This window comes from Pseudomonas sp. NPDC085632 (assembly GCF_044541255.1).
In the GTDB taxonomy this organism is placed as follows: Bacteria; Pseudomonadota; Gammaproteobacteria; order Pseudomonadales; family Pseudomonadaceae; genus Aquipseudomonas.
The window spans coordinates 181,177-201,802 of sequence record NZ_JBITSX010000004.1 but is presented as its reverse complement, the minus strand read 5'-3'; the positions used below and the strand labels follow the sequence as shown (position 1 = coordinate 201,802).

Genomic DNA, 20,626 nt, shown 5'->3' with positions numbered 1-20,626 from the left:
GCCCGAAACCAAAGGCGAGGAAGAGAAGGGCACGAGCTCGGATCTACTGGACCTGCAATTTCAGGCCCTCGAAAAGGTACATGCTAGTCATCCAGGTTTTCGTTCAGTTTCCTTTCGATGTGACGAAGCCATATTTCGCCGGACGGCCATTCGTTCCAGTAGCAGTAATAACAATGCAGCTCTTTTAATAGAAACGCCCGTAATTCCATTTCGCACAGCTTTCTCTTGATTAGGGTTTGCAGCTCTCTGCGGACCAGAATCAATACTTCTTTATCTGAACCTCTCAAGAAGTCATCAATGACTTGATCTGCTGTGTCGTGCTCCACCAGCCAGTCTTGATGAAAGTAGGCGCCAAAAAAATCTTGAGCCTCTGGAAAGTCGTTTTTCATAGCTCCGGAAATCCTGTCAGTAAAAAATATCCCAAAGGTAGTGCAGGGTCTTTTTTCAGAACTAGTAGTAGTTTTGATGCTGATTGGGAGTGCGAAAGGCCATTGAGCATACTCACACCCACTGGTCGACTGAGGTCATGCGAAAAACTCGTTTTCCCTTTGTTGCTGTTTAAAAATTGAGTCACTTTTTGCGAGTTTGCGCTTAATGCTTCAGATACTGCAGCTTCGGCTTCGGCACGGTTCATGAAAGTAGAAGCAGCAGGAATGTTGGGCTCTGCTTGTAGTCTTTGAGCCAGTTGGGTATCGGTTTTTCCGACATGCTTGATAATAAGATGTCCACCTTGAGCTTCATGAGCTGCTAATCCCCCTCCCGGAACAATCTCACTGTACGGTCCATCTGCTGGTATCGCTCCAGGACACGGAGTGCAAGCCAACCCCAACGGATCCACCCACCCCGTCGGATTCGGCACGTACTGGTACTGATTCAGCCCACCCGCCAACTTGATCGGATCCGGCGTCAGATACCGCCCCAGCCTCGGGTCGTAGTACCGATGGCGGTTGTAATGCAGGCCGCTTTCGCCGTCGAAGTACTGCCCCTGAAAGCGCAGCGGCTGGTTCAGGTAGTTGTCGCCGGCCAGGGTCAGCGTGGCGACTTTGCCGTAGGCGTCGTATTGCGCTGACCAGACGATGTCGCCGCTGTAGTCGGTGAGTTCCTGTGGGGTGCCGAGGTGGTCGAGCTGGTAGTAGAAGGGGCAGGCTTTTTTCGGGCCTTTGCCGTCGAGCAGCGCGAGGGGGCGGAAGGTGCCGGGTTCGTAGATGTAGCTGCGGTATTCGCTTTCGCTGCTTTCGGCGACGAGGTGATCGCCCTGCCAGAAGAACTCGGTAGTGGCGTCGCCGACGGTTTTGCTGATGCGCCGGCCAAAGGCGTCGTAGCGGTAACTGGCGGTCTGGCCGTCGGGGCGGGTCAGGCCGATCAGGCGGTGCTGGCAGTCGTAGCGGTATTCGGTGACGAGGGTCTGGGCGCGGCCGCGGCGTTCGCGGATCAGGTTGCCGAAAGCGTCGTAGTCGTAGTGGCGATCGCCTTGCATCAGCAGGCGATTGCCTTTTATCTGGCTGGGGCCGGGGCGGTCCTGCATCAGCAGGTTGCCGGCCGGGTCGTGGGCGAAGCTTTCCGGCAGTTCGTCGCGGGAATGGCGTACGCGAATGAGGCGGTCGAGGGCGTCGTAGCCGTAGGTGCGCTGGCCGTGGCGGCTGTCGGCGATGTGCGCGAGATTGCCGTTGGCGCTGTAGGCATAATCGCGGCGGTACAGCGAATCGCGCTGATGGCCTACGGCGTGGGCGAGTAATCTTCCTTGATCGTCGTAGGTATATTCGCTGAGCAGCAGGCCCTGCTGGCGTTGCCGTTCGCGTCCGGACTGGTAGACGTGACGGGTCAGCGGCGTGCCGTTGAGGTCGATGTCGGTCAGCGCGCCACCCTTGGCGTGGCGGTAGTCGAGCACGCTGTTGTCCGGCAGGCGCAGGCGCTTGAGCTGGCCGCAGGCGTCGTAGCGGTAGCGCAGGGTGCCCCAGCCCTGATGCTCGGTGATCAAGCGGTCCTGACGGTCGTACTCGAAGGCCAGCGGGTGTTGCTGGCCGTCATCAACACTGATCAGTCGGCCGAGGCGGTCGTATTGGTAAGTGACCTTGATGCCGTCGGGCAGGGTCTTGATTAACAGGCGCCCGGCAGCATCGCGTGCATAGGCAGTGACTAATTGCGAGCCGTCATCCCCGAACTCGGTCTTCTCCAGCAGATGGCCGTTGAGGTCATAGGCGTACGCGGTACGGCGGCCGTCAAAACCGCTTTCCTGACGAATCAGCCCGGTCGGCGTGTAGTCCAGCCGATATTTTTCCCCGGACTCGTTTTCAATCTCGGTGAGCAGCAGTTGCGCATGGTCGTAGCGGTACTGCACTCGCGTGCCGTCAGGGTTGATCCGCCGCGAAACCAGGTGCAGGTCATCGTCGTATTCATAACGGGTAATGCGCCCGAGTTCATCACGCTCTGCGGTGACCTGACCGTAGGCGCCGTAGCTGTAGGCGCGAGTGCTGCCGGTAGGAAATGTCGTCTGGATCAGTCGGCCGACGGCGTCCCAGTGCTGACGGGTGACTGCACCGTGTTCGTCCGCGGTGGTGGTCCGCCGCCCCAGTGCATCGTAGGAAAAGCGCCTTACACCGCCGTCGGGCAAGGTCTCTTCGGTCAACTGGCCAAGGGCATTCCAGACCAGCCGATGCCGGCTGCTGTCCGGGTAACGAATCGACAGCAACTGACCCCGGGTGTCGTAGTAGTAATGGGTGACCTGACCGTCAGGATCGACCGCTTCGGTGACATCACCCTCGGCATTGCGCCGGTAGATCCACACCGCGTCGCCGCGAGAGCGTTTGTGCAGGAAACCGTTGCGATACTCGTAGGACGTGGGCGCATCAACAGGTGGAATCAGCGCGATAAGCCGGCCGACTTCGTCGTAGCGGTATTCGGTGACCGTGCCCAAGGCATCCTGCTCGGCGATCAAACGGCCCGATGAGTCATAAGCCTTGAGCTGTTCGCCGCCATCGGCCTCGACCTTGCGCACCAGCCGCGCACGCTCGTCGTGCACGTACGTTTCTTCAGTGCCATCGACGTAATGCACCGCAACACTGCCGTCGTCCGCCCAGACGTAACGCGTGTTCATCTGCGAAAACGAGGCCCAGTGCCTGACGCAACGGGCAGCTTTCCCCGACCGCTCCCACTCCCAGAAAAAACTCGCGCCGCCCGCCAGTTGCCGCTGCAGAATCACGTGGGCGTCGTCGTAGTCGTAGCGCTCGCTGTCGCCGACGGCGTTGCTGGCTTCGATCAGGTGCTGATAGGCGTCATAGCGATAGCTGACCAGCGCTTGTTCAGTGCTCCAGGCACCGTCGCGAAACACCTGATAATCGACACCCAACAACTGCGCCCGGTCATAGCGCAACAGCAGCGAACGCCCGGCGCCGTTGTCCAGGCGCTGCACCCGGTCAGAGCGATCGCGCTGCACCGTCAGACGATTGCCGTAGGCATCGCTGATTGCCGTCAGCTGTCCTGCACGAAAGTGATAAAACCGCGCCGTTTCGCCGGCCAATGCGAGGATCAGTTCCTCCGGCTCATCACCCAGAAAAATCGCTGCCCGTGACAGGCTGTTGTGAATCGCCGGCCGCTCAATACTCGGCAGCGGAAAACGGGTGCGACGGTTCTCGTGATCGACCCAAACAACCTCATCAGCGAAAAATACCAGCCGATGCGCCAGCGAATGACTCCAGCCAAAGCCCAACCCAACATCGATTTCGGCGGCACTGGAGCGATACAACCGCGTGAACTCAAACGGCAATACGCCATCGAGCACCGCATCAGTCAGGGTCAGCAGTTCTTCACCAGTGACCATCGACACCGGACAACCGTTGGTGCAGGTGAAGGGCACGCAATCAGCGCTGTCGCCGTTGGGATTTTTCGCCTGATCCGGCGAATCGTCATGCGGCTCATGCCGTTCCAGCCGGCTCGAAGCGCCAGGCTTGTCCCGCACAACAGGCGCCGGATTCGGCACCGTCAACACCAGCGCATCGGCCTGACGAATGTTCAGCGGTATCGACGGTGTCGGTTTCAACTCAACGTCACGCGCGTGAAACATCAGCGGCTTCAACGCGCCCGCATGTTTGTTCAGCTCCGGTGCCGACGTCAGCTCAGCCAAGCGCAAAGCCGACGCCGCCAGCCATTCCCGCGCGCGCGGCGACTTGACCTTCGCCAGCACTTTGCTGCTCAAGCGCACCGGCACGCCGACACCACCCGACAACCCCATCAGCAGAAAACTGATCAGCAGTTCGACCCGCACCTCGGCCACCACTTCAGCCAGGTATTGCGGCGGCAGCATCTTCAACCAACTGGTAAACGCGGCCAGATGAATAAACAGAAGGGGTTCGTCACTGAGGATCAGCAAGCCGTTGGCGATGGCCTCGCTGGAGGCATTCAATAACGCCTCAAGCTCGGCCTCGCTGAGGTATTCCAGCAATTTTTCACTGTTGGCCTGCAAGTCAGCGAGGAGGGCGAATACCTGTTTGATGTCGTCCCAAACGTCATTCAGGGCTTTCTCGAGTCCACGCCAATCGGCCTGTTGCAACTGACCGTAACGCTGAAGAAACCCGGCGCTGGAAAACTCCGTCCACTGCGGCTGAAACCCGGCCCATTCAGCGCGCAACCAGCCTTCCAGGCCTGCAATGACACCTTCATAAGAGGCATACAGGGCACGCACATGGTCGGTGGAAACATCGGGAAAGAAGGTGATGCGATAACGCTGGCCCCGATCACAATCGGTCACCTGCAGAATGCCGCTGGGGCCGATGGTGTAATGCAGCGCTTCGCCGAAAGTCAGCTCACCGCCGACATTGGCAAGCACCGGTTCGAGCGTCACCGGCGTATCGCCGATCGGCACGAACCGCGCGGCCTCGAACATGTGCACCAGCGTCAGCGACCCGCTGGCCGAGCACATGGCCACCGATGAGCTGAGCGGTTGGCGCGACTTGATCTGCGCGGTGAGGCGCACGTCGTTGCCGACAGTGAAGACCTGCTCGACATCCAGCGCCGTCCCGGTCCAGAACTGCTCTGCCCATGCCTCATAGTTGTTCAGGCACAGGCGAAATTCGCGGATCAGGTTGTCGACGTCCGGCTCATCGGGATTCAAAGCAGCAACAACGAGCAGGCCGATGCTGTTGCTCAGGGCCAGAAGCCGATCGGTTGGAAGCATTCGCAGTCTCTCGCGCACGTCAAAAAGGTGCGCGGACTTTGCGGGGGATCAATCAGGAAAGAAGTCGGGCGAGTAGGTAATGCCTGTAGGATGTTTCGACATAGTTTGTAGGGCGGTATAGGTTTTCGTTTTTTCGTTCACAAAAAAGGGCATTTACCTACCCAGGTGCCTTCAATGACAAAAGGATCAAGCGTCATGTCCAACACTGCCGAGCGGGTCAACATCGTCGACACTCAGGTGTTGTCCCATGACTGGTATCTGCTGAAGAAAATCACCTTCGACTATCACCGCAACAATGGCGAGTGGCAGCGTCAGACCCGTGAGGTTTACGACCGCGGCAATGGCGCTGCGATTCTGTTGTTCAACCGCGAGCAGCGCACGGTGGTGCTGACACGGCAGTTTCGTTTGCCGGTATTCGTCAATGGTCATGATGGTCTGTTGATCGAGGTGGCTGCAGGCTTGCTCGAAGGCGCTGCGCCGGAACAGCGGATTCGCGATGAAGCCGAAGAGGAAACCGGTTATCGCGTGCACGATGTGAAGAAGGTGTTCGAGGCCTATATGAGTCCCGGTTCGGTGACCGAGAAGCTGCACTTCTTCATTGCTGAATACGACGCCGCATCGAAGGTCAGCGACGGGGGTGGTCTGGAAGAGGAGACCGAAGAGCTGGAAGTACTGGAGTGGCGATTCGACGACGCGTTGGCGGCGTTTCAGCGCGGTGAGATCTGCGACGCCAAGACCATCATGCTGTTGCAATATGCGGCGATGAATAACCTTTTTGCCCAATAAATCAAAAGATCGCAGCCTTCGGCAGCTCCTACAGGAAAACGCATTCCAGGTAGGAGTCGCCGAAGGCTGCGATCTCTTGATCTGTATTGACTGACTAAAACAAATCCCCGGTTTTGCCAGTCTGCGACCAGTCGCCACCTTCAAGTGTCAGTAAGCGCTCTTTCGCCTCAAGCCCACCGGCAAACCCGGTCAGCTTTCCCGACGCGCCAATCACCCGATGACACGGCGCGACGATGGAAATCGGGTTGCGTCCGTTCGCTGCGCCCACTGCCCGCACGGCGGTGGGATTGCCGATCTGTTTGGCAATCTGGCTGTAGGTGCGTGTCTCGCCGAATGGAATGGTCAGGAGCGCCGCCCAGACTTTTTTCTGAAAATTCGTGCCGGCGAAATCCAGTTCCAGGTCGAAGCAGTCCCGCGTCCCGGAAAAATATTCTTCAAGTTGTCGCGCGGTTTTCAGCAGGAGCGGATTGTCGGGTGCCTCGCTCATCGGCCCGAGGCGCACGCGGTTCGGTTTGTCGTTTTCCCAGAGGATGGCCGCCAGTCGTGAACCGTTCGCGACCAGCTTCAGCTCGCCGACGGGCGAGGGCAGGGTGATGAACGTATAAGGCATGACGGCAGGCTCCGGATCAGGATGGCAACAGCGCCCAGCATACTGCCTCAACGGGGAGGCGCAATACGCAAAGCCGACCATACTGCTTGTTGCTCTTGACGCGTTCCCCCTCTGTTTTGCACAGACCCTAAAACAAAAAAAGAGATCGACTCATGAAGTACGAACCTTTGGCCAAATCGCTGATAGCGACCTCACTGGCACTCAGCTGTCTCATGGCTCACGCGGCGTCAGTCGCACCGGTTGCCGCCGAAAACGGCATGGTGGTCACCGCGCAACATCTGGCCACCCATGTGGGCGTCGACGTATTGAAAAGTGGCGGCAATGCCGTCGATGCGGCAGTCGCCGTGGGTTACGCGCTGGCGGTGGTTTATCCCGCAGCCGGCAACCTCGGCGGTGGCGGCTTCATGACCATTCAATTGGCGGACGGGCGCAAGACCTTCCTCGATTTCCGCGAAAAAGCGCCATTGGCGGCCACCGCCAACATGTACCTCGACAAGGAAGGCAACGTCATTCCCGACCTGAGCACCCGTGGGCATTTGGCGGTGGGTGTGCCGGGCACTGTCTCTGGCATGGAACTGGCGCTGAGCAAGTACGGGACCAAGCCGCGCAAGGAGATGATTGCCCCGGCGATCAAACTGGCGGAAGACGGTTTCGAACTGGAGCAGGGTGACGTCGAGTTGCTGGAGTACGCCACCGACGTGTTCAAGAAGGACATGCGCGATTCCGGCTCGATCTTCCTCAGCAAAGGCGAGCCGATGCAGGTCGGGCAGAAACTGGTGCAGAAAGACCTCGGCAAGACCCTGCGAACCATTTCCGAAAAAGGCGCCGACGGCTTCTATAAAGGCTGGGTCGCGGATGCGATCGTCACCTCGAGTCAGGCCAACAAAGGCATCATCACCCAGGCCGACCTCGACAAATACAAGACCCGCGAACTGGCGCCGGTGGAATGTGACTACCGGGGTTATCACGTGGTTTCGGCGCCACCGCCAAGCTCTGGCGGGGTAGTGATCTGCCAGATCATGAACATCCTCGAAGGTTATCCGATGAAGGATCTGGGCTTCCATTCGGCTCAGGGCATGCACTATCAGATCGAAGCCATGCGCCACGCCTATGTCGATCGCAACAGTTACCTTGGCGATCCGGATTTCGTCAAAAACCCGATCGAGCATCTGCTGGACAAGAACTACGCGACCAAACTGCGCGACGCCATCCAGCCGAACAAGGCCGGCGTGTCGGCTGAGCTCAAGCCTGGCGTAGCGCCCCATGAAGGCAGCAACACCACCCACTATTCGATCGTCGACAAGTGGGGCAATGCGGTGTCGGTCACCTACACCCTCAACGACTGGTTCGGCGCGGGCGTGATGGCGAGCAAGACCGGGGTGATCCTCAACGATGAAATGGACGACTTCACCTCCAAGGTCGGCGTGCCGAACATGTACGGTCTGGTGCAGGGCGAAGCCAATGCGATTGCTCCGGGCAAGGCACCGCTGTCATCGATGAGCCCGACCATTGTCACCAAGGACGGCAAAGTGGTGATGGTGGTCGGCACACCGGGTGGCAGCCGCATCATCACGGCGACGTTGCTGACCATGCTCAACGTCATCGACTACGGCATGGGCCTGCAGGAGGCGGTCGATGCGCCACGCTTCCACCAGCAGTGGATGCCGGAGGAAACCAACCTCGAAGACTTCGCCGCCAGCCCCGACACGAAGAAGATCCTCGAGAGCTGGGGCCACAAGTTCGCCGGGCCGCAGGATGCCAACCACATTGCCGCGATTCTGGTCGGCGCACCGTCGCTGGGCGGTAAGCCAGTTGGCAAAAACCGTTTCTACGGCGCCAACGATCCACGCCGCAACACGGGCTTGTCGCTGGGTTACTGAGGGGCGTAAAAAGGGGGCGGGCTCAGGTCCGCCCCTGTCTCAAGGACTGATCAAGGAAGGCTCATCATGACCACTGCATTACTGATCATCGACGTCCAGCGCGCCCTCTGCTCGGGCGAATATCAGTGCCATGACATTCACCGGGTGATCGACACCATCAACGGCCTCAGCACCCGCGCGCGCAAGGCTGACGTGCCGGTGGTGCTGATCCAGCATGAAGAAAAGGACAGTCCGTTGACCCAGGGTGCCGAAGGCTGGCAGTTGGCCGAAGGGCTTGAAACATCGCCGAAAGACCTGCGCGTACGCAAAACCACCCCGGATTCGTTCTACCAGACAGACTTGCGCAAACTGCTGCCGAGCGAAGATTTCGAAAAACTGGTCATCTGCGGCCTGCAAACCGATTACTGCGTCAACGCCACCGTGCGTCAGGCCCATCAACTGGGGTATGACGTAGTGCTCGTGGCCGACGCGCATTCCACCGTCGACAACGGCAACATGAGCGCCGAAGACATCATCGCCGAGCACAACAAGGATCTGGCGCATCTGACTGGCGCTACTGGCCGCGTCGACGTCAAAGCTGCGGCCGACATAACGTTCTGACAACCCACACAAAACCTGTAGGAGTGAGCCTGCTCGCGAAGGCAGTGTGTCAGTCGACATTGATAGTGGCTGATCCACCGCTTTCGCGAGCAGGCTCGCTCCCACAGTGATTGAAGAACCCTGATTGCTGTGACCATCAGGGATTTCCGCGGGCACCACTGGCATACTGCGCGCCGTCCGAAGAATGGAATCTCTCGATGTTCGCGATTTCCCTGCGTCACGCCTTGCTGCTGACGGCCCTTGCGTTTGCCGCAATCACCCACGCCAGCAGTTTCGATTGCGCCAGCGCTGCCAGCAAAACTGAAAAAGCCATTTGCGGTGATCCGGATCTCTCGCGCCTCGACGAGCAACTCGCGGCGCGCTGGCGGTCGACCCTGGCCAAGGTTGACGATCCGAAAGCGCTTAAAACGGATCAGCGAGGGTGGCTTAAGCAACGTAATCAATGTGGCGATCTGGCGCCCTGTTTACGCCGGCAGTACCTGATGCGTCTCACCGCTCTTGAATACATGGTCAAACCGTTTTCCTGGGACGCCACTTGGCAGCTCATTCCCTGGGGAGTTTCGGAAGGGGCAGAAATCACAACCAGGCGCCAGGATGCTTCTCACATCGCCTTCGACATTTCAGCAGCGAACGGTTCCCACTCGGGTGAACTGGAAGGCATTGCAACGATAGAGGGAACGCAGGCCCGTTACGAGCAGGGAGAGTGTGTCTTAACCCTCAAGGCCCTAAACGGGGTGATGGATGTGACACAGGATGGCGCGGATTCCGATTGCGGCGCCGGAATGGGCGTTTACTACGGTGGACGGTATGTGGCATCGAGGCAAACAGTCCTGGTCGACTATGATTTGCTCACGCTGGGTGTGGCACAAACGCAGCGGGAAAACGCAATGTTGCACACGCTGCTTAAGGACGACTATCAGACGCTCCTGCAAAACTGCGGCTTGAAGATGGACGGTGAGTCCTCTGAAGACGTGCCGAACAGTGAGGTCAGCAACTATTGGGTCCGGGGATTGCCATCGAGCAACGCGGCGATTGTCATGCGTGCACTGAATGAGCAGTTCTGGATCATAGTCCTGGTGCCCCAGGCTGGGGGTAAAACCCTCGCGCGTTACTACACGAATGTTGCGCAATGGAAAGGGCGCATGCCGGACGTCCTGCAAGCCTGGTATGCAGGAAAGGGCGGGGAAGGCTATATGCCTCTGGATTTCATGCCCTGACCCGCATCAATCCTGCTGGCGTCCGGGGGCTGTGAAACCGCAGCCCCTCAAGTCGCAAACAAAACCCCACGAATCTCCCCGACCCGCGGCGTCACCACCACCCCCTCCAACACCATCCGCGTAATCGTCTGCGCCGCCGTTTGATAGTCCTCATCCTGCGGCACTTCGCGCCCCATGATCCGGCCCATCTGCCAGCCAATATTGGTGTACGTGCGCGTCGCCGACCAGATGAACAGCATCAAATGCTCAGGATCCACCGGCGCCAGCAAACCGCGCTCGATCCAGCTGCGCAGGCATTCAACATTGCGCCGCGCTTCGGCATGCAACAGATTGCGGCACTCATCCGGCAACTGTCGGCCGCCCAGCAGCAACTCGCCACTGAATACCTTGGCAATCGCCGGATGCTCGCGGGCAATACGAATTCGCGCGGCCACGTAGGCGCGCAGCCCCGTCAGCGGATCATCGCTTTCACGTAGCACTGCCGAGGCCTCCAGCAACGGTTCGACAAAACCCAGCAACACTTTGCCGTAGAGGTTTTCCTTGGTCTGGAAGTAGTAATACAGATTGGCCTTGGGCACGCCGGCACGCGCCGCGATATCGCGAGTCTGGGTGGCGTCGAAGCCGTTGGCGGCAAACTCTTCGCTGGCGGCGGCGAGGATCAATTGTTCGTTGCGTACGCGGATGGCACTCATGGACACACGGCTTTGCTGGACGGCATGGCAAGGTTCTGGCGATTTTGGTTTCGCAATATACAAAACTATATAGCGAGGAGGCCAGCATACTCGAAGGGCAGCGCTATGCTGTTTCGATCATTGATTGGAAACGGAGCGGGCATATGACTCTTCAGGCAGTGCGAGCCGACACGACACATCTGGATGCGGTGGCGGCGTTGTTCGACGCTTATCGAGGTTTTTACCTGCAGCCGTCGAACCTTGTGCAATCGCGAGCCTTCATCGCTGAACGCATGACTGCCAGCGAATCGGCGATTTTTCTTGCTCAGGATGAACACGGTGAAGCGCTGGGTTTCGTGCAGTTGTATCCGATGTTCTCGTCCATCGATGCCCACCGCACCTGGCTGCTCAGCGACCTGTTCACCGCACCCGCCGCCCGGGGGTGTGGGGTTGGCCGATTGCTGATGAACACGGCGCGCGATTTTGCCCTGGCAACTGGCGCCAAAGGCCTGGTGTTGGAAACCGCCACCGACAACTTCACGGCGCAAGGCTTGTACGAATCCCTCGGCTACGTGCGTGACAGCGGTTATTACACCTATAACCTCGATTTGCGTCAGACCTGAACGGCTTCCTTCAGTAATCGTTCGATCTGCGCCAGTTCCCAAGTACTGAGCAGGCTCACCGGATCGGTGCCATAACGCTGCCAAGTGTCCAGCGCGCCTTCTTGTCCATTACCGTTGCGGGCAAATTCACAGTGATGTAACCGGCTACCTTCAAAATCCAGCAGCAGGTGCCAGCCCTCGATATCGACCGCGACCCGTCCCGCCTCGTCAGGCATCTCGCAGACTTTGAACGCGAGCACACCCAGCGCCGCTTCACGCAGACGCTGGCAGACCTCGCGGGCGCTCAGAAATGCAGACATGTTCAACTCAACGGCTACAGGAGCGCGCCAGCATAAAGCCCGAGTCGGCATGTGTCAGCGTTCACTGGCCCGACCCGGAACAATTCCGTAACATCCGCAACCCTCTTTTCCCCGAACACCTGCGGCCGTGCTCATCGGCCGCTCAATCAGGTAAGCCATGAAACCGATTCGTCTGCGCGCCGATGTCCTGGCCGGACTCACCACCTCGTTTGCCCTGTTGCCCGAATGCATTGCGTTCGCGCTGGTGGCCCACCTCAATCCGTTGATGGGCCTGTACGGCGCCTTCATTATCTGCACGCTGACGGCGTTGTTCGGCGGGCGGCCGGGCATGGTCTCCGGCGCGGCGGGTTCGATGGCCGTGGTCATCGTCGCGCTGGTGGTGCAGCACGGCGTGCAGTATTTGCTGGCAACGGTGTTGCTTGGCGGTTTGATCATGATGGCGTTCGGGCTGCTGCGCCTGGGAAAACTGGTGCGCATGGTGCCGCACCCGGTGATGCTCGGCTTCGTCAACGGCCTGGCGATCATCATTGCGCTGGCGCAGCTGGAACATTTCAAGAGCGGTGAAGACTGGCTCAGCGGTACGCCGCTGTACCTGATGACAGGGTTGGTGGCGCTGACCATGGCCATCGTTTACCTCTTGCCGCGTCTGACAAAAGCGGTGCCACCGGCGCTGGTGGCGATCCTCGGCGTTGGCCTGCTGGTCTATCTGTTCGGCCTGCCAACCCGTACCCTCGGCGACATGGCACACATCGCTGGCGGCTTGCCAACCTTGGCCTTGCCGGACATCCCGTGGAGCTTTGATACCCTGCGGATCATCGCGCCTTACGCAATCCTGATGGCGCTGGTCGGTTTGCTGGAAACCCTGCTGACGTTGAACCTCACCGACGAAATCACCGAAACCCGTGGCTACCCGGATCGTGAGTGCGTGGCGCTCGGTGCGGCGAATATGGTCTCGGGTGCGTTCGGCGGTATGGGCGGGTGCGCGATGATCGGCCAGACCGTGATCAACCTCAGCTCCGGCGGGCGCGGGCGCTTGTCTGGCGTGGTCGCTGGTGTGCTGATTCTGTTGTTCATTCTGTTTCTGTCGCCGCTGATCGAGCGTATTCCGCTGGCGGCGCTGGTCGGCGTGATGTTCGTGGTGTCGCAGCAGACCTTCGCCTGGGCCTCGTTGCGGGTAGTCAACAAAGTGCCGCTCAACGATGTGCTGGTGATCATCGCCGTGACCACCATCACCGTGTTTACCGATCTGGCTACTGCTGTGCTGTGCGGCATCATTATCGCCGCGCTCAACTTTGCCTGGCAGCAGGCTCGCGAGTTGTACTCCGATGAGCACCTGGAGGCTGATGGCAGCAAGCTCTATCGTCTGCATGGCACGTTGTTTTTTGCCTCGACGACGCCGTTTCTCAATCAGTTCGATCCGGCTAATGATCCGGCTCGGGTGACTTTGGATTGTCGGCATTTGAGTTTTGTCGATTATTCGGCGATTGCTGCTTTGAAGACTCTGCGGGAGCGCTATGCCAAGGCGGGTAAGCATTTGCAGGTGTTTCATTTGTCTGAACGGTGCAAGAAATTGTTGAAGCGGGCGGGTGAGGAGCATCACTGATCAGCCGTGGGCGTTGGCTATGGTTGTCTGGATTAGGGAGTACATATCCGTTTCTGCGGTCACGGCCACTTAGGGTTTCGCCCTTACGGCGACTCACTTTTTTTACAAACGCCTAAAAAAAGTAAGCAAAAAAACGCTTGCTCCTACGTGCGGCCCGCTCGCTGGGGCTCGGGGTTCCTTCGCTGCGGGATCGATCCGGGCGCAGCGTCTACGGTTTGCTTCGCTGCACCTCCTCTCGCTGTGTTTGGCTTCGCCAAACGGTCGCTGCGCTCCCACGCCCGGATCAATCCCTCCACTCAGCCTTCCGAAGTCGCCCGTGGATCAAGATCAAGAGCGGCAGCCGAGCTAACGCTCATCCTGTTGAGTGGGGCGGCTTTGCCGCTTGGGTTGTACGCACGTTAAAACTTTGGGAGCGAGCCTGCTCGCGAAGGCGGCCTGCCAGCCGAACAATCTCTTGCTGATGTACCCGATCCAACTGTAGGAGTGAGCCTGCTCGCGATAGCGGTGTGTCACTCAAAGATGCTTTGAATGACACACCGCCATCGCGAGCAGGTCAGCTCCCACAGGTTTTGTGTAGCCGGATTCAGATGGCCGGGAAGTCGATATCGGTCAGCGCCGCGTTGTTCAGGTAGTTGGTCAGGCTCTGCACGGCCACCAGTGCAATCACTTCAATGATCTTCACGTCGTCGATGCCGGAAGTGCGGGCGGCGGCGATCTGTTCATCGCTCAAATGGCCGCGACTTTCAGTCAGCTGACGGGCGAGGGTGGCGTACGCATTGAGTTCGCCTTGGCGGGCGGCGACGATGTCTTGCGCCGAGAGCCCGGCCTTGCCGGCAAACAAGGTGTGCGCTGCGAGGCAATAATCGCAACCGTTGACCTGTGAGGTGGCGAGGTACACGGCTTCTTTTTCCTGGGCGCTCAGCGAGGTTTTGCCGAGAATCGCCGAGGCTTGCACGTAGGTTTCGAGGGCCACCGGCGCTTTGGCCAGGGTGGTGAAGACGTTGGGCAGGAAACCGATTTTTTTCTTCACACCTTCCAGAACAGGGCGGCTGGCGTCGGTGGCGTTTTCGAGGCTGATTGCGTGGATGCGGCTCATGGTGATTCTCCGAGAGTCCGGTGCGAAGTGCGCCGGGGATGGAGGTCATGTTATTGAGCGAGGCTGGTGGATTGGCGGCAAATCGTCGAGGATATGCGGCAGATCGTCCAGATATGCCCTTGGAGTCGCCCATGGATCGCCTTTCAACATTGCTCAGCCATTTCGGCGTGTCTGCCGGGACTTTTCACAGTGGCACGTTTTGCGGCGTCGCGGTTCATGAAAATGAACCGGTCGGCCATGTTCATTTGTTGCAGGCGGGTGAATTGCTGCTCAAGCCGGGCAGCGAACGTGAGATCCGGCTCAGTGAACCGTCGCTGATCTTCTTCCCCAGACCCTTCGCCCATCGCATGTTTGCTGACGAAGCCATGGACACTCAGGTGGTTTGCGCAACGCTGACGTTTGACGGCGGCTCCGGCAATGCTTTGGCGGCGGCACTGCCGGATTATCTGGTGCTGAAACTGACGGACATCCCGGAACTGGGCAACACCGTGGAATGGCTGTTCAAGGAAGCCTTCGAAGGGCATTGCGGGCGGGTGGCGGTGATGGATCGCTTGTTCGAACTGCTGGTGATTCTGCTGTTGCGGCATTTGATCAGCAGTCGCGAGCAGCAACCGGGGATGATCGCCGGGCTGGCTGATCCGCGTCTGTCGCGCGCCTTGAACCTGATGCATGAACAACCGCAAAAGCCGTGGAGCGTGGCGGACCTGGCGTCTGTCGCCAACCTGTCCCGGGCCGGGTTTGCCGAGCAGTTTCGCCGCGTTGTCGGGCAGACGCCGGCCGATTATCTGCTGAGCTGGCGCGTCAGTCTGGCGCAAAAGCGCTTGCGTGAAGGCAAAGCGATTGCGCTGATTGCCGAGGAGGTCGGTTACGAAAGTCCTTCGGCGCTGGCCCGGGCGTTTCGGCGCAAGACCGGGCTCAGCCCTCGGGAGTGGAAGGCGGGCGCCTGAGGATCATTTGGCGAATTTCTTCGCCCCGGCCACACACAGGATCACGCCCAATGTCACGGCGAGCATGCCGACGCTGACCTGTTCATGCAGCAGGGTTGCCGCCAGCGCCAGACCGAAAAACGGCTGGAGCAATTGCAACTGACCGACCGCCGCAATTCCGCCCTGAGCCAGACCGCGATACCAGAAGACAAAGCCGATCAGCATGCTGAACAGCGACACATAGCCCAGGCACACCCACGCCGACAGACTGACCGTGCTGAACGAGGCGGGCGCCAGCCACACACTCAACACCGCCATGACCGGTAGCGACAGCACCAGTGCCCAGCAAATCACCTGCCAGCCGCCTAGCGTGCGCGACAACTTCGCGCCTTCGGCATAGCCGAGGCCGCAGGCCAGAATCGCCGCCAGCATCAGCAGGTCACCGGTGGGCGAGGCGGTCAGTCCTTGTGCCAAGGCGAAACCGACGACCAAGGTGCTGCCGAGTATCGAGAAAATCCAGAACACCGGTCGCGGCCGCTCACCGCCGCGCAGCACGGCAAAAATCGCCGTGGCCAGTGGCAGCAAGCCGACAAACACAATCGAATGTGCCGACGTCACGTGTTGCAGCGCCAGGGCGGTCAGCAGCGGGAAACCGAGCACCACGCCCAGCGCGACAATCAACAGCGGCAGCCATTGATCGCGCGCCGGACGCCGTTTGCGAAACAGCCACAACAGCGCCACCGCCAACACCCCGGCGATGGCCGCTCGAACCACGGTGAGAAACACCGGATCGAACTCCAGCACCGCCAGACGCGTGGCCGGCAGCGAACCGCTGAAGATCACTACGCCGATAAAACCGTTGATCCAGCCGCTGGTTTTTTCCAGTACCGGGGTCGTCAGATTCGAGGTTCGTTCCATGCCAGATCACGCTCAGAAGTGGGTTGCATTGCGGTGATGCTAGAGCCGAGAATCAGCACAATCAAAAAATTGTCATGGATACATCTGGCATGCCACGTTCCCGCTACAAGACAATCGTCGATGCCTACGCGGCGGACATTCGCTCGGGCCAGTTGCCGCCGGGTACGCGGTTGCCAACTCACCGGCAACTGGCTGCTGAGGAAGGGCTGGCACTGGTCACGGCCTCGCGGGTGTACGCGGAGCTGGAGGCCATGGGCCTGGTCAGCGGCGAGACCGGCCGTGGCACGTTTGTCCGTGAAACTTCGCTGGTGCCGGGTCAGGGTATTGATCAGAAACAGGTGGCGGTCGGCATGATCGACCTCAATTTCAATTACCCGTCATTGCCCGGTCAGGCGGATTTGCTGCGCGCTGCGCTGCGCCAGTTGGCGTTATCCGGCGATCTGGAAGCGTTGTTGCGTTATCAGCCGCACGTCGGTCGTGCCCATGAGCGTGCTTCGGTTGTTCGGCATTTACTGGCGCGCGAGGTGAACGTCGAGGCCGAGCAAGTGCTGATCGTCAACGGCGCCCAGCAAGGCCTGGCGGTGACGCTGATGGCGTTGCTCAAGCCCGGTGATGTGATTGCCGCCGACGCACTGACCTACTCCGGCTTCAAGGTCTTGGCCGAAGCGCTGCATCTGGAAGTCGTGGCGATCCCGTTCAATGATCAGGGGCCGGATCTCGCCGCGCTGGACAAACTCTGCCATACCCGCGCGGTGCGCGCCGTGTACAGCATGCCGACGTTGCACAATCCGTTGGGTTGGGTGATGCCTTTGGCGCAACGGGAGCAGTTGGTGGCGATTGCCCGTCGGCATGATCTGACGATTATCGAAGACGCGGCCTACGCGTTTCTGGTGGAAAACCCACCGCGTGCGTTGATCGATCTGGCGCCGGAGCGCACGGTGTATGTTTCGGGCCTGTCGAAAAACATCGCTACGGGCCTGCGCGTCGGTTTCATCGCTGCACCGACAGAGACCGTGCCGGCGCTGGAACGCATTATTCGCGCCACAACTTGGAACACGCCGGGCGTCATGACCGCCATCGCTTGCGGCTGGCTCGACGACGGCACGGTGACGGTGCTTGAGGCGCAGAAGCGCGATGACGCCAAAGCGCGGCAGGCGATGGCGGCTGAAGTGCTGCAAGGCTTGCCGAGCATTGGCCATCCAGCGTCGTATTTCTTGTGGCTACCGCTGCCGGAAGATGTGCGCGCCGATCAGATTGTCGTGGAGTTGATGCACGAGCAGATTTCCGTCACCACTGCTGAACCGTTTTCGGTGTCGGGCAATGTACCGCACGCGATTCGCCTGGCGCTGGGCTCGGTCGACATGGATGTGTTGCGTCAAGCGTTGATGACCGTCAGGAAGATCATTGCGGCTTACCAGTAAATTCCGCCGCTGTGGTCCATTACTGTGGCGAGAGAGCAAGCGCCCTCGCCACAAAGTGCTAATCTTGCGCCGCCGTTTTATGCAGAGCCTGACATCACGATGAAAAACACCGCGTCACTCGCCTTGGCCTTGATCCTCACCGCAGGCCTGTTCACTACTTGCGCCAATGCCGCTGGCGACTCCGAAGCCGGCGCAAAAATCTTCCCGCGCCTGTGTGGCGGCTGCCATCAGGTCGGCGAATCGGCCCGTCCGGGATTCGGCCCACAACTCAACGGCATCATCGGCCGAGCTGCCGGTACGTCGGCCAACTACGTGTATTCCGATGCGATGAAGAACTCGGGCCTGACCTGGGATCGCAAAACGCTCACGGCGTATCTGGAAGATCCGAAACGTGTCGTGCCCGGTACGCGGATGATTTTCTGGGGGTTGAGTGATCAAGAGAAAGTTGAAAACCTATTGGCGTATTTGCAGAGCTTTTCTGCGAACGGCGGCCCTGTTGAAGCTTCCATCCAGATGGATCAGAGCGCTCTGCAGAAGCAGTAATTGGCGCTCGTTTTACCGTACCGGGGCAACCTCGTTAAATGACGGTGACTTGAAGAACCGTGGTAGCGCCTTCTTTTTCCTCATCGCTGACAAACACCGAGACAGGGGTCGTAGTCTTTACTTTTCCCGTGACTTCCAGGAAGTAATTGCCATTTTCAGTGGTTATTCGGGTTTCAACAAAGCGAGCTCCGTTACTGTCTTTCGCGCTAGAGCTGGCGTTTAAGTTACCGCTGGAGTTCTCGATTTTCAGGGTTAACGTTTCAGCCTGCTTTATCCCCTGAACAGTTCCGGGAGCGACGCCGTAGAGCGTAGGAGGCTTATTGGTGGATCTGCACTTTTCCAGTTCGCTCGGATTGAAGTTCGCTGCGGCAGCGTTTATGTCATCGATCCATTCTTTTATGGTTATCAGATTGGCCAGGATCTCTGCCTGCTTTTGTTGATCGGTGGTGGAGACTGTTTTATTGCCCAAGAGGCGTAACTGGGTGGCAGCCGCATTGGCTTGCGCGCTGAGCGTCTGAGTGGAGGGAGCCGGCACGGGTTTTGTCGCTGCAAGGCTGGAGGAGAGCAGGTCGTATGTCTGCTTTGGGCTCAACTGAAGGTTAGAACGTCGGATATTGGTCGTCGTGACGACACGAGAAACATTCGACGTATAGTGAATTTCGTTGGCATTGATTTTGTTGAGGGCTTCTTCGAAAGCCGGACGGATATAGGTCGCGACGGTGGGGCTTATATTTTCAAGTCGTGCCATGGCTTTGCGCCCCCTGTCCGCTCCAGGCATGGTGTAGGCCGTGTCGATACACGCCAGTGTCGCGGCGCCATTGAGAAGAATGCTCGCAACGCTCTCGTTGTATAACGCCTGTTGAAATCCGTAAATTGCGCCGCTGCCGGTGGCCAGTGCGGCTATTTGATGGGGGGCTCCGCCAGTAAGAACCTTGTACGCGCCAAAACCCAGTGTTCCGGCAAGCGCCGTGGTTGCGTATAAGTTGGCATTGCTGAGGGCATTGGCTTCGTCTGTCAGTTCTTGTTGTTTTTTCACGGAGAAATCCCGAGCGCCGAGGGGGTTTTGCTTATCTTGCGTCGGGTCGATGAAGGGGGAGTAATAGGCGCAGGAACTCAGCAAACCACAAAAAACAAGAATAAGTGAACGTCCCATGTCCTGGACTCCTGCCTGGATTGTCCAAGGAAAATAGACGCTGCCAGCAGGAATGCAAGCAGATGGCCATCAAATTGGCAGGGTCAGTGGGGCACACCTGATTGGTCAGCGTTGGCCGCAAACCACTGCAGGATCAATTCACAAGCCGGGTGCGAAGCGGCTGAAGGCTGCAAGCACAAAGCATAAACGCCCCCAGTCTTCAGCGGCGTACCCAACGGCACCACCAATACCCCACGCTCGATCGACTCCGCCGCCAGTGTCATGTCCGTCACTGCCACGCCCAATCCCCGCGCCGCCGCATCCAGTGCCAACTCATCAAGGTTAAACGGAATGTGCCGGTAATCCTCCAGCGGCTTTCCTTCATTCGCCGCCAGCCATTCAATCCACGCCTGACGATCGGCCGAGCGATGCAGTAACGCGAAGCGCAGCAACTCGTCGACCGAGCGCGGCGCCCCGGCGAGGGTGGGGGAGCACACTGGCACCAGCGCTTCTTCGAACAGCGTCAGGCAATCCGGATCGCTCGATGGCTGCGGCAAATAAAGAATGTAGGCGTCACTGTCATTGCCCGGCTCAACCACTTCAGTGGCGACGGTTTCTATTGCCAGCGACACCTCGGGATGGCGCAGATAGAAGTCGTTGAGTTTCGGCAGCAGCCAGCGCACTGCTAGCGATACATGCATGCGAATACGGAACGGGCGTTTCTGCGGGGCGAGGCGTTCTTCGAGGGTTTTCAGTTGTTCAAGGATGCTGCGGGCGCTGGCCAACACCTGTTCGCCTTCTGCGGTCAGGCTCAGGCTGCGGCTGCTGCGGATGAACAGTGCGACATTGAAGTGGCTTTCCAGTTGCTGGATCTGTCGGCTCACCGCGCTTTGCGTCAGGCACAGGGTTTGCGCAGCGCGGGTGAAGCTGCCGCAACGAGCGACTTCAACCAGCGCCTGAAGGGCTTGCAGCGAGGGGACGTGGCGAATTTTATCCATGCGTTTTCTGAATGGCTTGATGATTTTATAGCGTTGGTCGGTGCACTGAAGACCTTATAGATTCAAGTTCTGGCGATGATCTTCTCAAGTCTTGCATGCGATTCACGCATGGTGGCTGTTCAGAAGCAAGCCG

General features: G+C 59.1%; 18 protein-coding genes. 9 read left to right on the top strand and 9 right to left on the bottom strand.

What is annotated here, in order from left to right:
• Positions 1–83: 83 nt before the first annotated feature.
• Together ACIF4X_RS05925 and ACIF4X_RS05920 are read right to left on the bottom strand one after the other, a co-directional pair.
• Entirely contained in the window at positions 84–389 is a 306-nt protein-coding gene (locus ACIF4X_RS05925) for a contact-dependent growth inhibition system immunity protein (protein ID WP_397481359.1), read from the bottom strand.
• Positions 386–5,170, bottom strand: coding sequence for an RHS repeat-associated core domain-containing protein (locus ACIF4X_RS05920; protein WP_397481358.1), 4,785 nt, complete (start codon positions 5,168–5,170; stop codon positions 386–388). Before ACIF4X_RS05920 ends, ACIF4X_RS05925 begins: the two co-directional genes overlap by 4 nt.
• Before the next feature lie 195 nt (positions 5,171–5,365).
• Between ACIF4X_RS05920 and ACIF4X_RS05915 the strand changes: the two genes are divergently transcribed.
• Complete coding sequence (locus ACIF4X_RS05915; RefSeq protein ID WP_397481357.1) at positions 5,366–5,956, top strand: NUDIX domain-containing protein; 591 nt, start codon at positions 5,366–5,368, stop codon at positions 5,954–5,956.
• 94 nt (positions 5,957–6,050) lie between these two features.
• Here the strand turns inward: ACIF4X_RS05915 and ACIF4X_RS05910 are convergent, their stop codons facing one another.
• Positions 6,051–6,566: a methylated-DNA--[protein]-cysteine S-methyltransferase gene (locus ACIF4X_RS05910; RefSeq protein WP_397481356.1), complete on the bottom strand. Its 516-nt coding sequence runs from the start codon at positions 6,564–6,566 to the stop codon at positions 6,051–6,053.
• 152 nt (positions 6,567–6,718) lie between these two features.
• On the opposite strand from ACIF4X_RS05910, the gene ggt reads away from it, so the two are divergent.
• The 3 genes from ggt (at position 6,719) to ACIF4X_RS05895 (ending at position 10,263) form a co-directional block, all read left to right on the top strand.
• Complete coding sequence (gene ggt, locus ACIF4X_RS05905) at positions 6,719–8,446, top strand: gamma-glutamyltransferase (RefSeq protein WP_397481355.1); 1,728 nt, start codon at positions 6,719–6,721, stop codon at positions 8,444–8,446.
• Between the two features lie 66 nt (positions 8,447–8,512).
• Positions 8,513–9,046: a cysteine hydrolase family protein gene (locus ACIF4X_RS05900; RefSeq protein ID WP_397481354.1), complete on the top strand. Its 534-nt coding sequence runs from the start codon at positions 8,513–8,515 to the stop codon at positions 9,044–9,046.
• 197 nt (positions 9,047–9,243) lie between these two features.
• Positions 9,244–10,263 carry a lysozyme inhibitor LprI family protein gene (locus tag ACIF4X_RS05895; RefSeq protein WP_397481353.1) on the top strand — a complete coding sequence of 340 codons (1,020 nt, stop codon included), beginning with the start codon at positions 9,244–9,246 and terminating at the stop codon, positions 10,261–10,263.
• 47 nt (positions 10,264–10,310) lie between these two features.
• Here ACIF4X_RS05895 and ACIF4X_RS05890 read toward each other — a convergent pair whose 3' ends face one another.
• On the bottom strand, positions 10,311–10,955 hold the full coding sequence (locus ACIF4X_RS05890; RefSeq protein WP_397481352.1) for a TetR/AcrR family transcriptional regulator: 645 nt from the start codon (positions 10,953–10,955) through the stop codon (positions 10,311–10,313).
• 143 nt (positions 10,956–11,098) lie between these two features.
• Here ACIF4X_RS05890 and ACIF4X_RS05885 point away from each other — a divergent pair, with 143 nt between their 5' ends.
• On the top strand, positions 11,099–11,557 hold the full coding sequence (locus tag ACIF4X_RS05885) for a GNAT family N-acetyltransferase (RefSeq protein WP_397481351.1): 459 nt from the start codon (positions 11,099–11,101) through the stop codon (positions 11,555–11,557).
• Here the strand turns inward: ACIF4X_RS05885 and ACIF4X_RS05880 are convergent.
• The gene (locus ACIF4X_RS05880) at positions 11,548–11,856 is read right to left on the bottom strand and encodes a hypothetical protein (RefSeq protein ID WP_397481350.1); all 309 of its coding nucleotides are present in this window, start codon (positions 11,854–11,856) and stop codon (positions 11,548–11,550) included. The two genes, ACIF4X_RS05885 and ACIF4X_RS05880, sit on opposite strands and share 10 nt — an antisense overlap.
• Positions 11,857–12,013: 157 nt before the next feature.
• Here ACIF4X_RS05880 and ACIF4X_RS05875 point away from each other — a divergent pair, with 157 nt between their 5' ends.
• Positions 12,014–13,459, top strand: a complete 1,446-nt coding sequence (locus ACIF4X_RS05875) for a SulP family inorganic anion transporter (RefSeq protein WP_397481349.1) — start codon at positions 12,014–12,016, stop codon at positions 13,457–13,459.
• Between the two features lie 583 nt (positions 13,460–14,042).
• On the opposite strand, the gene ACIF4X_RS05870 is transcribed toward ACIF4X_RS05875, so the two are convergent.
• Positions 14,043–14,555: a carboxymuconolactone decarboxylase family protein gene (locus ACIF4X_RS05870; RefSeq protein WP_397481348.1), complete on the bottom strand. Its 513-nt coding sequence runs from the start codon at positions 14,553–14,555 to the stop codon at positions 14,043–14,045.
• A gap of 131 nt (positions 14,556–14,686) precedes the next feature.
• Here ACIF4X_RS05870 and ACIF4X_RS05865 point away from each other — a divergent pair, with 131 nt between their 5' ends.
• The gene (locus tag ACIF4X_RS05865) at positions 14,687–15,502 is read left to right on the top strand and encodes a cupin domain-containing protein (RefSeq protein ID WP_397481347.1); all 816 of its coding nucleotides are present in this window, start codon (positions 14,687–14,689) and stop codon (positions 15,500–15,502) included.
• A 3-nt stretch (positions 15,503–15,505) separates the two neighbouring features.
• Here ACIF4X_RS05865 and ACIF4X_RS05860 read toward each other — a convergent pair whose 3' ends face one another.
• Positions 15,506–16,399: a DMT family transporter gene (locus ACIF4X_RS05860; protein WP_397481346.1), complete on the bottom strand. Its 894-nt coding sequence runs from the start codon at positions 16,397–16,399 to the stop codon at positions 15,506–15,508.
• A gap of 89 nt (positions 16,400–16,488) precedes the next feature.
• Between ACIF4X_RS05860 and ACIF4X_RS05855 the strand changes: the two genes are divergently transcribed.
• Together ACIF4X_RS05855 and ACIF4X_RS05850 are read left to right on the top strand one after the other, a co-directional pair.
• Complete coding sequence (locus tag ACIF4X_RS05855) at positions 16,489–17,820, top strand: PLP-dependent aminotransferase family protein (protein ID WP_397481345.1); 1,332 nt, start codon at positions 16,489–16,491, stop codon at positions 17,818–17,820.
• A gap of 99 nt (positions 17,821–17,919) precedes the next feature.
• Complete coding sequence (locus ACIF4X_RS05850; protein ID WP_397481344.1) at positions 17,920–18,363, top strand: c-type cytochrome; 444 nt, start codon at positions 17,920–17,922, stop codon at positions 18,361–18,363.
• Between the two features lie 34 nt (positions 18,364–18,397).
• On the opposite strand, the gene ACIF4X_RS05845 is transcribed toward ACIF4X_RS05850, so the two are convergent.
• A complete protein-coding gene (locus ACIF4X_RS05845) occupies positions 18,398–19,516 on the bottom strand; it encodes a hypothetical protein (protein WP_397481343.1) in 1,119 nt (372 codons plus the stop codon).
• Positions 19,517–19,599: 83 nt separating this feature from the next.
• Complete coding sequence (locus ACIF4X_RS05840) at positions 19,600–20,493, bottom strand: LysR substrate-binding domain-containing protein (protein WP_397481342.1); 894 nt, start codon at positions 20,491–20,493, stop codon at positions 19,600–19,602.
• Positions 20,494–20,626 lie beyond the last annotated feature (133 nt).